Source organism: Isoptericola cucumis (genome assembly GCF_014635665.1).
GTDB lineage: Bacteria > Actinomycetota > Actinomycetes > Actinomycetales > Cellulomonadaceae > Isoptericola > Isoptericola cucumis.
In genome coordinates, this window is record NZ_BMDG01000010.1 from 143,980 (window position 1) to 157,261 (window position 13,282).

Annotated in this window: 22 protein-coding genes; all 22 read right to left on the bottom strand. The window is 67.7% G+C overall.

Features of this window, described 5'->3' with window-relative positions:
• Window positions 1-3: 3 nt before the first annotated feature.
• Window positions 4-375 (bottom strand): 50S ribosomal protein L18, encoded by a 372-nt coding sequence (gene rplR, locus IEW03_RS14935; RefSeq protein WP_188524492.1) that lies wholly within the window; start codon window positions 373-375, stop codon window positions 4-6.
• Window positions 375-911 carry a 50S ribosomal protein L6 gene (gene rplF, locus IEW03_RS14940; RefSeq protein ID WP_188524493.1) on the bottom strand — a complete coding sequence of 179 codons (537 nt, stop codon included), beginning with the start codon at window positions 909-911 and terminating at the stop codon, window positions 375-377. Before rplF ends, rplR begins: the two co-directional genes overlap by 1 nt.
• A gap of 19 nt (window positions 912-930) precedes the next feature.
• Window positions 931-1,329, bottom strand: coding sequence for a 30S ribosomal protein S8 (gene rpsH, locus IEW03_RS14945; RefSeq protein ID WP_188524494.1), 399 nt, complete (start codon window positions 1,327-1,329; stop codon window positions 931-933).
• Window positions 1,330-1,408: 79 nt separating this feature from the next.
• Window positions 1,409-1,594, bottom strand: a complete 186-nt coding sequence (locus tag IEW03_RS14950; RefSeq protein ID WP_188524495.1) for a type Z 30S ribosomal protein S14 — start codon at window positions 1,592-1,594, stop codon at window positions 1,409-1,411.
• Between the two features lies 1 nt (window position 1,595).
• Window positions 1,596-2,168: a 50S ribosomal protein L5 gene (gene rplE / locus IEW03_RS14955; RefSeq protein ID WP_188524496.1), complete on the bottom strand. Its 573-nt coding sequence runs from the start codon at window positions 2,166-2,168 to the stop codon at window positions 1,596-1,598.
• Complete coding sequence (rplX, locus tag IEW03_RS14960) at window positions 2,168-2,509, bottom strand: 50S ribosomal protein L24 (RefSeq protein WP_188524497.1); 342 nt, start codon at window positions 2,507-2,509, stop codon at window positions 2,168-2,170. The genes rplE and rplX overlap by 1 nt, the downstream gene beginning before the upstream one ends.
• A gap of 2 nt (window positions 2,510-2,511) precedes the next feature.
• The gene (gene rplN / locus IEW03_RS14965) at window positions 2,512-2,880 is read right to left on the bottom strand and encodes a 50S ribosomal protein L14 (protein WP_188524498.1); all 369 of its coding nucleotides are present in this window, start codon (window positions 2,878-2,880) and stop codon (window positions 2,512-2,514) included.
• A gap of 140 nt (window positions 2,881-3,020) precedes the next feature.
• A complete protein-coding gene (gene rpsQ, locus IEW03_RS14970) occupies window positions 3,021-3,311 on the bottom strand; it encodes a 30S ribosomal protein S17 (protein ID WP_188524499.1) in 291 nt (96 codons plus the stop codon).
• A 7-nt stretch (window positions 3,312-3,318) separates the two neighbouring features.
• A complete protein-coding gene (rpmC, locus tag IEW03_RS14975) occupies window positions 3,319-3,558 on the bottom strand; it encodes a 50S ribosomal protein L29 (protein WP_188524500.1) in 240 nt (79 codons plus the stop codon).
• Complete coding sequence (gene rplP / locus IEW03_RS14980) at window positions 3,558-3,977, bottom strand: 50S ribosomal protein L16 (RefSeq protein WP_188524501.1); 420 nt, start codon at window positions 3,975-3,977, stop codon at window positions 3,558-3,560. The genes rpmC and rplP overlap by 1 nt, the downstream gene beginning before the upstream one ends.
• A gap of 3 nt (window positions 3,978-3,980) precedes the next feature.
• The gene (gene rpsC / locus IEW03_RS14985) at window positions 3,981-4,820 is read right to left on the bottom strand and encodes a 30S ribosomal protein S3 (RefSeq protein ID WP_188524502.1); all 840 of its coding nucleotides are present in this window, start codon (window positions 4,818-4,820) and stop codon (window positions 3,981-3,983) included.
• Window positions 4,820-5,188: a 50S ribosomal protein L22 gene (gene rplV / locus IEW03_RS14990; RefSeq protein ID WP_188524503.1), complete on the bottom strand. Its 369-nt coding sequence runs from the start codon at window positions 5,186-5,188 to the stop codon at window positions 4,820-4,822. The genes rpsC and rplV overlap by 1 nt, the downstream gene beginning before the upstream one ends.
• Before the next feature lie 58 nt (window positions 5,189-5,246).
• On the bottom strand, window positions 5,247-5,528 hold the full coding sequence (gene rpsS, locus IEW03_RS14995) for a 30S ribosomal protein S19 (RefSeq protein WP_188524504.1): 282 nt from the start codon (window positions 5,526-5,528) through the stop codon (window positions 5,247-5,249).
• Window positions 5,529-5,542: 14 nt separating this feature from the next.
• Entirely contained in the window at window positions 5,543-6,379 is an 837-nt protein-coding gene (gene rplB / locus IEW03_RS15000) for a 50S ribosomal protein L2 (protein WP_188524505.1), read from the bottom strand.
• A 31-nt stretch (window positions 6,380-6,410) separates the two neighbouring features.
• Window positions 6,411-6,713, bottom strand: coding sequence for a 50S ribosomal protein L23 (rplW, locus tag IEW03_RS15005; RefSeq protein ID WP_188524506.1), 303 nt, complete (start codon window positions 6,711-6,713; stop codon window positions 6,411-6,413).
• Window positions 6,710-7,408 carry a 50S ribosomal protein L4 gene (gene rplD, locus IEW03_RS15010; protein ID WP_188524507.1) on the bottom strand — a complete coding sequence of 233 codons (699 nt, stop codon included), beginning with the start codon at window positions 7,406-7,408 and terminating at the stop codon, window positions 6,710-6,712. Before rplD ends, rplW begins: the two co-directional genes overlap by 4 nt.
• A 5-nt stretch (window positions 7,409-7,413) precedes the next feature.
• A complete protein-coding gene (gene rplC / locus IEW03_RS15015) occupies window positions 7,414-8,067 on the bottom strand; it encodes a 50S ribosomal protein L3 (RefSeq protein WP_188524508.1) in 654 nt (217 codons plus the stop codon).
• A gap of 14 nt (window positions 8,068-8,081) precedes the next feature.
• A complete protein-coding gene (gene rpsJ, locus IEW03_RS15020) occupies window positions 8,082-8,390 on the bottom strand; it encodes a 30S ribosomal protein S10 (RefSeq protein ID WP_013837837.1) in 309 nt (102 codons plus the stop codon).
• Between the two features lie 469 nt (window positions 8,391-8,859).
• Window positions 8,860-10,056 carry an elongation factor Tu gene (gene tuf / locus IEW03_RS15025; RefSeq protein ID WP_188524509.1) on the bottom strand — a complete coding sequence of 399 codons (1,197 nt, stop codon included), beginning with the start codon at window positions 10,054-10,056 and terminating at the stop codon, window positions 8,860-8,862.
• 128 nt (window positions 10,057-10,184) lie between these two features.
• A complete protein-coding gene (gene fusA / locus IEW03_RS15030; protein WP_188524510.1) occupies window positions 10,185-12,287 on the bottom strand; it encodes an elongation factor G in 2,103 nt (700 codons plus the stop codon).
• Between the two features lie 113 nt (window positions 12,288-12,400).
• Window positions 12,401-12,871, bottom strand: a complete 471-nt coding sequence (gene rpsG / locus IEW03_RS15035; RefSeq protein ID WP_188524511.1) for a 30S ribosomal protein S7 — start codon at window positions 12,869-12,871, stop codon at window positions 12,401-12,403.
• Window positions 12,871-13,245 (bottom strand): 30S ribosomal protein S12, encoded by a 375-nt coding sequence (gene rpsL, locus IEW03_RS15040; protein WP_188524512.1) that lies wholly within the window; start codon window positions 13,243-13,245, stop codon window positions 12,871-12,873. The genes rpsG and rpsL overlap by 1 nt, the downstream gene beginning before the upstream one ends.
• Between the last annotated feature and the right edge of the window lie 37 nt (window positions 13,246-13,282).

Genomic DNA, 13,282 nt, shown 5'->3' on the forward strand with positions numbered 1-13,282 from the left:
CCATCACAGCTCCAGCCCCGCTTCCCGGGCGCCGTCGGCGACCGCAGCCACCCGGCCGTGGTACTTGTTGCCACCGCGGTCGAAGACCACGGTCTCGACGCCGGCAGCCTTGGCACGCGCCGCGACGAGCTCGCCCACCTTGCGGGCCTTGGCGGTCTTGTCGGCCTCGAGGGTGCGCAGGTCCGCCTCGAGCGTCGAGGCGGAGGCGACCGTCTTGCCGACGGTGTCGTCCACGACCTGCGCCACCATGTGGCGCGAGGAGCGGGTGACGACCAGGCGCGGACGAGCCGCGGTGCCCTTGATCTTCTTGCGCAGGCGAAGATGACGGCGCTGACGAGCGACGGACTTGCCCTTGCCCAGTACCTTCAGTGCCATCACTTACCAGCCTTTCCGACCTTGCGGCGGACGACCTCGCCGGCGTAACGCACACCCTTGCCCTTGTAGGGCTCGGGCTTGCGGATCTTGCGGATGTTCGCTGCGACCTCGCCGACCTGCTGCTTGTCGATGCCGGCCACGGAGAACTTCGTGGGGCTCTCCACCGTGAAGGTGATGCCCTCGGGGGCCGAGACGACCACCGGGTGCGAGAACCCGAGAGCGAACTCGAGGGTCTGACCCTTGGCGGCGACACGGTAACCGGTGCCGACGATCTCGAGCTTCTTCTCGTAGCCCTGGCTGACACCGGTGACGATGTTCGACAGCAGGGTGCGGGTCAGGCCGTGCAGCGCACGGGACTCGCGCTCGTCGTCAGGACGGGACACCACGAGGGTGGCCTCCTCCTGCGCGACCGTGATGGGGGCGGGCACCGTGTGCTCGAGGGTCCCCTTGGGGCCCTTGATGGTCACGAGTGCACCGCTGATGGTGACGTCCACGCCGGCCGGGACCGGAACGGGGAGCTTGCCGATTCGAGACATGGCGGTTCTCCTTTCCGGATTACCAGACGTAGGCGAGGACTTCGCCGCCGACGCCCTTGGCCTGGGCCTGACGGTCGGTCAGCAGACCGGAGGACGTGGACAGGATCGCCACGCCCAGTCCGCCGAGGACCTTGGGCAGGTTGGTGGACTTCGCGTAGACGCGCAGACCGGGCTTGGACACGCGGCGCACGCCGGACAGCGCGCGCTCACGGCTGGGGCCGTACTTGAGCGAGAGGGTGAGGCTCTTGCCCACCTTCGCGTCCTCGACGTTCCAGCCGGTGATGTAGCCCTCGGCCTGGAGGATCTCGGCGATGTGCGACTTCAGCTTCGAGTGCGGCATGGTGACCGTCTCGTGGTGGGCCGAGTTCGCGTTTCGCAGACGCGTGAGCATGTCTGCGATCGGGTCGGTCATGGTCATTGGGCTCTAGCCCTTCCTCACCGGGGTATCCGGGCGGCGACGCTCTGCGCGCACCGCCCGGACCTACGGCGTAGTGGTTTTACCAGCTGCTCTTGGTGACGCCGGGAAGCTCGCCACGGTGCGCCATGTCGCGGAGGCAGACACGGCACAGGCCGAACTTCCGGTACACCGAGTGCGGACGACCGCACTTCTGGCACCGGGTGTAGGCGCGGACGGCGAACTTCGGCTTGGCGTTCGCCTTGTTGATCAGGGCCTTCTTCGCCATGTCAGTTCTCCTTGAAGGGGAAGCCGAGACGGCGCAGCAGGGAGCGGCCCTCGTCATCGGTCGTCGCCGTGGTCACGACCGTGATGTCCATACCGCGGACACGGTCGATCTTGTCCTGGTCGATCTCGTGGAACATCGACTGCTCCGTGAGACCGAAGGTGTAGTTCCCGTGGCCGTCGAACTGCTTGGGGCTCAGGCCGCGGAAGTCGCGGATGCGCGGCAGCGCGACCGACAGCAGCCGGTCGAGGAACTCCCACATCCGGTCGCCGCGCAGCGTGACGTGCGCGCCGATCGGCATGCCCTCGCGCAGCTTGAACTGCGCGATCGACTTGCGGGCCCGGGTGACCTGCGGCTTCTGACCGGTGATCGCGGTCAGGTCGCGGATGGCGCCCTCGATGAGCTTGGAGTCCTTGGCGGCGTCACCGACACCCATGTTGACGACGATCTTCGTCAGACCGGCGACCTGGTGGATGTTCTGGTGGCCGAACTCCTCGGTCAGCGCCGCGATGATCTCGTTGCGGTACTTCTCCTTGAGGCGCGGCGTCGCCGGGGCCTCGAGAGTGGTCTCGGTCATCAGATGTCCTTCCCGGAACGCTTGGCGACGCGCACGCGGACCGTGCGGGTACGACCGTCGCGCTCGACCTGCTCGGTGCGGAACCCGACGCGGGTGCCCTTCTTGGTCTCCGGGTCGACGAGCATCACGTTCGAGACGTGGATCGAGGCCTCGACGGTCTCGATGCCACCCGTGCGGGTGCCGCGAGCCGTCTGGCCGGCCTTGACGTGCTTCGTGACGCGCTGCACGCCCTCGACCACGAGACGGTCGGTCTCGGTCAGCACCTCGAGCACGCGGCCCGTCTTGCCCTTGTCACGACCGGCGATCACGATCACCTGGTCGCCCTTCTTGATCTTCGCCATGGTCAGAGCACCTCCGGTGCGAGCGAGATGATCTTCATGAACCGCTTGTCGCGCAGCTCACGGCCGACCGGGCCGAAGATGCGGGTGCCACGGGGCTCGCCGTCGTTCTTCAGGATCACGGCGGCGTTCTCGTCGAACTTGATGTAGGAACCGTCGGGACGACGGCGCTCCTTGGCGGTCCGGACGATGACAGCCTTGATGACGTCGCCCTTCTTCACGTTGCCGCCCGGGATCGCGTCCTTGACGGTGGCGACGATGGTGTCGCCGATACCGGCGTAGCGACGGCCGGATCCACCGAGAACACGGATGCAGAGAATCTCCTTGGCACCCGTGTTGTCGGCGACCCGCAGTCGCGACTCCTGCTGGATCATCGATTGATCTCCTGTCGTCGAGCTGGTTCTCGTCCCTCGCGGGCGAGCCTTGCCGAACGGATAGTTGCTGTGGTGGCCGGGACGGACCGCATACGTGTGTCACGGCCCGCCCCGGCCGAAGGATCAGAGACCCTCAGGGGTCACTTGGCCTTCTCGAGGATCTCCGTCAGGCGCCACCGCTTGGTCGCGGACAGCGGACGGGTCTCCATGATCTCGACCAGGTCGCCGATGCCGGCGGAGTCCTGCTCGTCGTGCGCCTTCACCTTGGTGGTGGTGCGCAGGACCTTGCCGTAGAGCGGGTGCTTCTTGCGGTCCTCGACCTCGACGACGATGGTCTTGGCCATCTTGTCGCTGACGACGTACCCGCGACGCACCTTGCGCGTGCTGCGCTCGGCCTCGACGGCGGCCTCGGTGTTCGTGTTGTCGCTCATCGCTGCCTCACTCACTCACGCTCGGTGCCGTACGGATGCCGAGCTCGCGCTCCCGCAGGATCGTGTAGATCCGCGAGATGTCGCGCTTCACGGCCTTGATCCGACCGTGGGACTCCAGCTGGCCGGTGGCCGACTGGAAACGGAGGTTGAACAGCTCCTCCTTGGCCTTCTTCAGCTCCGCGACGAGCTTCTCGTCGTCGAAGCCGTCCAGGTCGGCAGGAGCCATGCCCTTGGTTCCGACTGCCATCAGTTCGCACCACCCTCGCGCACCACGAAACGGCACTTCATCGGGAGCTTGTGGATCGCGCGGCGCATGGCCTCACGGGCCAGCTGCTCGTCGACACCGGCCAGCTCGAAGACGATGCGGCCGGGCTTGACGTTGGCGACCCACCACTCGGGCGAGCCCTTACCGGAACCCATGCGGGTCTCGGCGGGCTTCTTGGTCAGGGGGCGGTCCGGGTAGATGTTGATCCAGACCTTGCCGCCACGCTTGATGTGGCGGGTCATCGCAATACGAGCAGCCTCGATCTGCCGGTTGGTGACGTAGGCGGGCTCGAGAGCCTGGATGCCGTAGTCGCCGAAGGCGATCGTGGTGCCACCCTTGGCCGCGCCGGAGCGCGACGGGTGGTGCTGCTTGCGGTGCTTGAGCCTGCGCGGGATCAGCATGACTCAGGCCTCCGTTCCGGACTCGGGGGCCGGCGCCGCCTGCTCGGCCGGGGCCTGCGCCGCGCCGGACGCGGGTGCTGCCTCGGCGGCGGGCTGGGCCGGACGCTCGGTGCGGCGACCGCCACCACGACGCTCACCACGCTCCGGACGACCGCCACGACCCCCACGGGGTGCGGAGGTGGCCTGCTGCGCGGCGAACTCCTTCTCGGTCATGTCGCCCTTGTAGATCCACACCTTCACGCCGATGCGGCCGAAGGTGGTGCGGGCCTCGTAGAAGCCGTAGTCGATGTACGCGCGCAGCGTGTGCAGCGGCACACGACCCTCGCGGTAGAACTCCGAACGGCTCATCTCGGCGCCGCCGAGGCGGCCCGAGACCTGCACGCGGATGCCCTTCGCACCGGCGCGCTGCGCGGACTGGATGCCCTTGCGCATGGCGCGGCGGAACGAGACACGGCTCGCGAGCTGCTCGGCGATACCCTGCGCGACGAGCTGCGAGTCGATCTCCGCGTTCTTGACCTCGAGGATGTTGAGCTGGACCTGCTTGCCGGTGAGCTTCTCGAGCTCGCCGCGGATGCGGTCCGCCTCGGCACCCCGGCGGCCGATGACGATGCCCGGGCGCGCCGTGTGGATGTCCACGCGGACGCGGTCGCGGGTGCGCTCGACCTCGACCTTGGAGATGCCGGCCCGCTCGAGGCCGGTGCTCATCAGCTTGCGGATCTGCACGTCCTCGCGGACGTAGTCGCGGTACCGCTGTCCGGGCTTGGTGCTGTCGGCGAACCAGCGCGACCGGTGGTCGGTGGTGATGCCGAGGCGGTACCCGTGCGGGTGAACCTTCTGCCCCACTATCGGGCCCCTTCCTTCTGCTCACGCGGTGCGACGACCACGGTGATGTGGCTGGTGCGCTTGAGGACCTGGCTCGCACGACCCTGCGCCCGCGGCCGGAACCGCTTGAGCGTCGGCCCCTCGTCGACGAACGCCGCCGAGACGAAGAGCTCCGTCTCGTCGAAGCGCTCGCTGGCGCGGTCGGCCTTCACCCGAGCGTTCGCGACGGCGCTCTCCACAACCTTGCGGATCGGCTCGCTCGCCGCCTGCGGCGCGAACTTCAGCACCGCGACGGCCTCAGCGGCCTGCTTGCCACGGATGAGGTCCACGACGCGCCGGGCCTTCTGGGGCGTGACACGGACGAACCGCGCCTGCGCCTTGGCTTCCATTGCTGTCCTGCTTCCTTTTCTCAGACCGTCAGGGTCCGTCGCCAGGCTGACCCGGGGGTCAGCGGCGACGGCCCTTCTTGTCGTCCTTCACGTGGCCGCGGAAGGTTCGCGTGGGAGCGAACTCGCCGAGCTTGTGACCGACCATCGACTCGGTCACGAAAACCGGGGTGTGCTTCCGGCCGTCGTGCACGGCGAAGGTGTGGCCGAGGAAGTCGGGCGTGATGACCGACCGGCGGGACCAGGTCTTGATGACGTTCTTGGTCCCCTTCTCGTTCTGACCGTCCACCTTCTTCTGCAGGTGGTCGTCGACGAAGGGGCCCTTCTTCAGGCTACGAGGCATGTGTCAGGCTCCTATCAGCGCTTCTTGCCGGTGCGGCGACGGCGGACGATCATCTTGTCGCTCGGCTTGTTGGGGCGGCGGGTCCGGCCCTCGGGCTGGCCCCACGGGCTGACCGGGTGGCGACCACCGGAGGTCTTGCCCTCACCACCACCGTGCGGGTGGTCAACCGGGTTCATGACGACACCGCGCACGGTCGGGCGGACGCCCTTCCAGCGCTTGCGGCCGGCCTTGCCCCAGTTGATGTTGGACTGCTCGGCGTTGCCGACCTCGCCGACCGTGGCGCGGCAGCGCAGGTCGACGTTGCGGATCTCGCCGGACGGCATGCGCAGCTGTCCGTACGGCCCGTCCTTGGCGACGAGCTGCACCGACGCACCGGCCGAACGGGCGATCTTCGCACCGCCGCCGGGCCGCAGCTCGACAGCGTGGATGACCGTACCGGTCGGGATGTTGCGCAGCGGCAGGTTGTTGCCGGGCTTGATGTCGGCGCCGGCTCCGGCCTCGACCACGTCGCCCTGCGACAGCTTGTTCGGCGCGATGATGTAGCGCTTCGTGCCGTCCGCGTAGTGCAGCAGCGCGATGCGCGCCGTGCGGTTCGGGTCGTACTCGATGTGCGCCACCTTGGCGGGCACACCGTCCTTGTCGTGCCGACGGAAGTCGATCACACGGTAGGCGCGCTTGTGGCCACCGCCCTTGTGACGGGTGGTGATACGGCCGGAGCTGTTACGACCCCCCGTCTTGGACAGCGGACGGACCAGAGACTTCTCCGGCTGCGAGCGCGTGATCTCGACGAAGTCGGCGACGCTGGAGCCGCGGCGGCCGGGCGTCGTCGGCTTGTACTTACGGATTCCCATGGAAAGTGTCCTCGATCTGCTCTCGTCCGGGTCAGCCGACCGGACCGCCGAAGATGTCGATCGTGCCCTCACGGAGGGTGACGATCGCGCGCTTCGTGTCCTTGCGCTTGCCCAGGCCGTAGCGCGTGCGACGCGCCTTGCCCTTGCGGTTGATCGTGTTCACCGAGTCGACCTTGACGCCGAAGACCTGCTCGACCGCGATCTTGATCTCGGTCTTGTTGGCCCGCGGGTCCACGACGAAGGTGTACTTGCCCTCGTCGAGGAGGTTGTAGGACTTCTCGGAGACGACCGGCGCGATCAGGATGTCGCGCGGGTCCTTCGTCACGGCGGTCACTTCGTGGCCTCCTCGGTCTCGGCCGCCTCGGACTCCGTGGCGACGGCCTTCACCGACTTGCCCGTGGCCGGGCCAGCCAGGAACGCGTCGAGCGCGCCCTGCGTGAAGACGACGTCGTCGGAGACGAGCACGTCGTAGGTGTTGAGCTGGTCCGCCGAGATGAGGTGGACACGCTCGACGTTGCGCAGCGACTTGATGGTCAGCTCGTCCGCGCGCTCGGTGACCACGAGGACGTGCGTGCGCTCGGTGAGCGCCTCGATCGTCTTCACGGCGGTCTTGGTCGACGGCACGCCGTCGATGCCGAAGCCGGCGACGACGTGCACGCGACCGGCACGGGCCCGGTCGGAGAGGGCACCGCGCAGGGCGGCGGCCTTCATCTTCTTCGGGGTCCGCTGGTCGTAGCTGCGCGGCTGCGGGCCGTGGACGGTGCCACCGCCGGCGAACTGCGGGGCGCGCGTCGAACCCTGGCGGGCGCGGCCGGTGCCCTTCTGCTTGTAGGGCTTGCGGCCACCGCCGCGGACCTCGCCGCGGGTCTTGGTGGCGTGCGTGCCCTGCCGGGCGGCGGCGCGCTGGGCGACGACCACCTGGTGGATCAGCGGGACGTTGGTGACGACGTCGAACACCTCAGCGGGGAGCTCGGCGGAGCCGGCCTTCTTGCCCTGGGCGTCGAGCACGTCGACAGTCTGGTGAGCCATTGGTGTCACGCACCCTTCGCAGCGGTACGCACGACGACGACGCCACCCTTGGGGCCGGGCACCGCGCCCTTGACGAGCAGCAGGCCCTTCTCGGCGTCGACCGCGTGGACGGTCAGGTTCTGGACGGTCTGACGGACGTGGCCCATCCGACCGGCCATGCGCAGGCCCTTGAAGACTCGCGACGGCGTCGAGGCGCCACCGATCGAGCCGGCCTTGCGGTGGTTGCGGTGCGCACCGTGGGAGGCGCCCACGCCGGAGAAGCCGTGACGCTTCATGACGCCGGCGGTGCCCTTGCCCTTGGTGGTGCCGGTGACGTCGACCACGGCGCCGGCCTCGAAGGCCTCCGCGGTGATCTCCTGCCCGAGCGTGAACTCGGCGGCGTCGGAGGTGCGAACCTCGGCCACGTGACGGCGCGGCGTGACGCCGGCCTTCTCGAAGTGGCCCTTGAGCGGCTTGGTGACCTTGCGCGGGTCGATCTGGCCGGCCGCGAGCTGGACGGCGGCGTAGCCGTCGCCCTCCGCGGAGCGGACCTGGGTCACGACGTTCGTGGGCACTGCCACGACGGTGACGGGGACCAGGCGGCCGTTCTCGTCCCACAGCTGGGTCATGCCGAGCTTGGTGCCGAGCAGCGCGGTCACGTTCTTCTGCTGGTTGGTCATGATCTCCCCCAGCCTCAGAGCTTGATCTCGATGTTCACGTCAGCCGGCAGGTCGATACGCATGAGCGAGTCGACGGCCTTCGGCGTGGGGTCGATGATGTCGATGAGCCGCTTGTGCGTGCGCATCTCGAAGTGCTCGCGGCTGTCCTTGTACTTGTGAGGCGACCGGATGACGGTGAAGACGTTCTTCTCCGTCGGCAGCGGCACCGGACCCACGACCGTCGCACCAGCGCGCGTCACCGTGTCGACGATCTTGCGCGCCGAGCTGTCGATGACCTCGTGGTCGTAGGACTTGAGCCGGATGCGGATCTTCTGTCCCGCCATGGCGTCGTCTGACTCTCTCTCTCGAACCGCTACTGTCCGACCCCCGCGCTCGGGCGTGTCGCCATTGGCGACGGTCCCGGGCGCACACCGAATCGGTGAGGGCCGTTGAATGTGGTCCGCAGCGCGGACCACGACGTCTGTCGAGCCTGTCGAGACGTGTGTGTCTCGCGGGGCGCTCGTGCGTGTCGACAGCCGGCAACCCCGCGAACCCCGCACGGCGGGGACCGCTCCAGGTGACAGGGCCGGATCCCGGATGACTCCGGGACCGGACATGCACCGTGGTGCTACACACTGTTCGACACGAGAAAGAACGCGCCCGTGACAGGCAACCTGAACATCTTGCCACACGAGTCCGCCCCGGACCAAGCCGGAAGGCGTACGACGGGGTGTGACGCCCGACGCACCGGAGGCCCGGACCCCTGCGGGGCCCGAGCCTCCGGGTGCTGAGCGGAAGGCTCAGCCGGTCAGATCACTTGATGATCTTGGTGACGCGGCCGGACCCGACCGTGCGGCCACCCTCACGGATGGCGAAGCCGAGGCCCTCCTCCATGGCGATCGGCTGGATCAGCTCGACCGTCATCTCGGTGTTGTCGCCGGGCATGACCATCTCGGTGCCCTCGGGCAGCGTGATGACGCCGGTGACGTCGGTGGTGCGGAAGTAGAACTGCGGACGGTAGTTCGAGTAGAACGGGTTGTGACGCCCGCCCTCGTCCTTGCCCAGGATGTAGACCTGAGCCTCGAAGTCCGTGTGCGGGGTGATCGAACCCGGCTTCACGACGACCTGGCCGCGCTCGACGTCGTCACGCTTGAGACCGCGCAGCAGCAGACCGGTGTTGTCGCCGGCCTGAGCCTGGTCCATCTGCTTGTGGAACGTCTCGATACCGGTGACCGTGGTCTTCTGCGGGGAGCGGATGCCGACGATCTCGACCTCGGAGTTGACGTCGAGCGTGCCGCGCTCCACCTTGCCGGTCACGACGGTGCCGCGGCCGGTGATGGTGAAGACGTCCTCGACGGGCATGAGGAACGGCTTGTCGAGCTCACGCTGCGGCTCGGGGACGTTCTCGTCCACGGCCTCCATGAGCTCGAGCACCTTGGCGGTCCACTCGGGGTCGCCCTCGAGCGCCTTGAGGCCGGAGACGCGCACGACCGGCGCGTTGTCGCCGTCGAACTCCTGCGACGACAGCAGCTCGCGGACCTCCATCTCGACGAGCTCGAGGATCTCCTCGTCGTCGACCATGTCGGCCTTGTTCAGCGCCACCAGCAGGTAGGGCACGCCCACCTGGCGGGCCAGGAGCACGTGCTCGCGCGTCTGGGCCATCGGGCCGTCGGTCGCCGCGACCACGAGGATCGCGCCGTCCATCTGCGCCGCACCGGTGATCATGTTCTTGATGTAGTCGGCGTGACCCGGGGCGTCGACGTGCGCGTAGTGGCGCGCCGGCGTCTCGTACTCGATGTGCGCGATGTTGATCGTGATACCGCGCTGCTTCTCCTCCGGCGCGGCGTCGATCTCGTCGAAGTTACGCAGCGTGTTCGCCGGCAGGTCCGGGTACTTCTCCGCAAGCGTCTTCGAGATCGCGGCGGTCAGCGTCGTCTTACCGTGGTCGACGTGCCCGATCGTGCCGATGTTGACGTGCGGCTTGGTCCGCTCGAACTTGGCCTTAGCCACTGGGGTCCTCCTGGGACTTGGGTAGATGTTCCCGAACGTTGCGAGACTCGGCCAAGAAGCCTACATCCCGCGGGGCGACGGGGTTTCCTACAGGTTGATTGTCGTGCTGGTCGTCGACCTGTGGGGACTCACTCGCCCCGGGTCTTCTTGATGATCTCGTCAGCAACGTTACGAGGAACCTCGGCGTAGCTGTCGAACTGCATCGAGTACACCGCACGGCCCTGCGTCTTGGAACGCAGGTCACCGATGTACCCGAACATCTCACTCAACGGTACCTGGGCGCGCACGACCTTGACGCCCGTCGCGTCCTCCATGGACTGGATCATCCCACGACGCGAGTTGAGGTCACCGATCACTTCGCCCATGTACTCCTCGGGCGTCCGGACCTCGACGGCCATGACGGGCTCGAGCAGGACCGGGTCGGCCCGCTTGATGCCCTCCTTGAAGACCATCGAACCCGCGATCTTGAACGCCATCTCCGAGGAGTCGACGTCGTGGTAGGCACCGTCGAGCAGCGTGGCCTTGACCCCCACGACAGGGAACCCGGCGAGCACGCCCTGCTCCATCGCCGCCTGGATACCGGCGTCGACGGAGGGGATGTACTCGCGCGGGATGCGGCCACCGGTCACCGAGTTGGTGAACTCGTAGAGCTCGCCCTCGGCCGTGTCGAGCGGCTCGAAGGTCACCTGGACCTTCGCGAACTGACCCGAACCACCGGTCTGCTTCTTGTGCGTGTAGTCGATCTTCTCCGCGGCGCGGCGGATCGTCTCGCGGTACGCGACCTGCGGCTTGCCGACGTTCGCCTCGACCTTGAACTCGCGACGCATGCGGTCGACGAGGATGTCGAGGTGGAGCTCGCCCATGCCGCCGATGACGGTCTGGCCGGTCTCCTCGTCCAGGCTGACGCGGTACGTCGGGTCCTCGGCCAGGAGCTTCTGGATCGCGGTCGACATCTTCTCCTGGTCGGCCTTCGTCTTCGGCTCGATGGCCACGTCGATGACCGGCTCGGGGAAGGACATCGCCTCGAGGATGACCGGGTGCGCCGCATCGCTCAGGGTGTCACCGGTGGTGACGTCCTTGAGGCCGATGAACGCGTAGATGTGCCCGGCCTGCGCCTCGTCGACCGGGTTCTCCTTGTTGGAGTGCATCTGGAAGAGCTTGCCGATGCGCTCCTTCTTCCCCTTGGTCGTGTTGAGCACCTGGGCGCCCTGCTCGACCTTGCCGGAGTAGACGCGCACGTAGGTGAGCTTGCCGAAGAACGGGTGCGTCGCGACCTTGAACGCCAGGCCCGAGAAGGGCTCCGTGGCGTCCGCGTGACGCTCCACGACCTTCTCCGCGTCCTTCACGTCGTGCCCCTCGATGGAGGGCACGTCGAGCGGGGAGGGCAGGTAGTCGATCACGGCGTCGAGCATGGGCTGCACGCCCTTGTTCTTGTACGCCGAGCCGCACAGCACCGGGAAGGCCGCGGAGTTGATGACGAGCTTGCGGATGCCGCTCTTGATCTCGGCGACCGTGAGCTCCTCGCCCCCGAGGAACTTCTCGAGCAGGTCGTCGTCCGCCTCAGCAACCGCCTCGACGAGCTCGGCCCGGTACTGCTCGGCCTTCTCGACGAGGTCCGCGGGGATCTCCTCGATCTCGTAGCTCTCGCCGAGCTTGGTCTCGCCGTGCCACACGAGCGCCTTCATCTCGAGCAGGTCGACGACGCCGGTGAAGTCGTTCTCGGCACCGATCGGCAGCTGGATGACGAGCGGCTTCGCCTTGAGGCGCTCGACGATCGTCTTGACGGTGAAGTAGAAGTCCGCACCGAGCTTGTCCATCTTGTTGACGAAGCAGATGCGCGGGACGTCGTACTTGTCCGCCTGGCGCCACACCGTCTCGGACTGGGGCTCGACACCCTCCTTGCCGTCGAACACCGCGACGGCACCGTCGAGGACGCGCAGGGAGCGCTCGACCTCGACCGTGAAGTCCACGTGACCCGGGGTGTCGATGATGTTGATCTGGTTGTCCTTCCAGTAACAGGTCGTCGCGGCGGACGTGATCGTGATGCCGCGCTCCTGCTCCTGCTCCATCCAGTCCATCGTCGACGCACCGTCGTGCGTCTCACCGATCTTGTAGTTCACACCCGTGTAGTAAAGGATGCGCTCGGTGGTCGTCGTCTTGCCGGCATCGATGTGGGCCATGATGCCGATGTTGCGGACCTTCTTCAGGTCGGTCAGCACGTCGAGTGCCACGGTGTCTTACCCCTTGTCGGTGGAAGGTCGGAAGCCGGGGCCGGAGGACCGGCCCCCGGCCGGCTCCGGATCCGCGGACGGCCCCGGGGGTCACCCGGGGCCGTCCGAGCGCATCACCAGCGGTAGTGCGCGAAGGCCTTGTTGGAGTCGGCCATCTTGTGCATGTCCTCGCGACGCTTCACCGCGGCACCGAGGCCGTTCGACGCGTCCAGGATCTCGTTCATCAGCCGCTCGGTCATGGTCTTCTCGCGGCGAGCGCGCGAGAAGTCCGTGAGCCAGCGCAGGGCGAGCGTCGTCGAGCGCGCGGGGCGCACGTCGACCGGCACCTGGTAGGTGGCGCCACCGACACGGCGCGAGCGGACCTCGAGCGCCGGGCGGACGTTCTCCAGCGCGCGCTTGAGCACGACGACGGGGTCCTGGTCGGTCTTGGCGCGGACGCCCTCGAGGGCGCCGTAGACGATCGCCTCGGCGGTCGACTTCTTGCCGTCGACGAGGACCTTGTTGATCAGCTGCGTCACGACGGGCGACCCGTAGACGGGGTCGACGATGAGCGGCCGCTTGGGGGCCGGACCCTTGCGAGGCATCAGGCCTTCTCCTTCTTCGCGCCGTACTTGCTACGAGCCTGCTTGCGGTTCTTGACACCCTGGGTGTCGAGCGCGCCGCGCACGATCTTGTAGCGGACACCCGGGAGGTCCTTCACACGACCACCGCGCACGAGCACGATCGAGTGCTCCTGCAGGTTGTGGCCGACGCCGGGGATGTACGCGGTGACCTCGGTACCGGAGGAGAGCTTCACACGCGCGACCTTGCGGAGCGCGGAGTTCGGCTTCTTGGGGGTGGTGGTGTACACGCGGGTGCACACGCCGCGCCGCTGGGGGGAGTCCCGGAGGGCCGGCGTCTTGGACGCCACGGCCTTCGTGCTCCGGCCCTTGCGGACGAGCTGCTGGATCGTAGGCACTACGTCTCCGTCGTCTTCTCGAGCTCTCGAGAGCCGG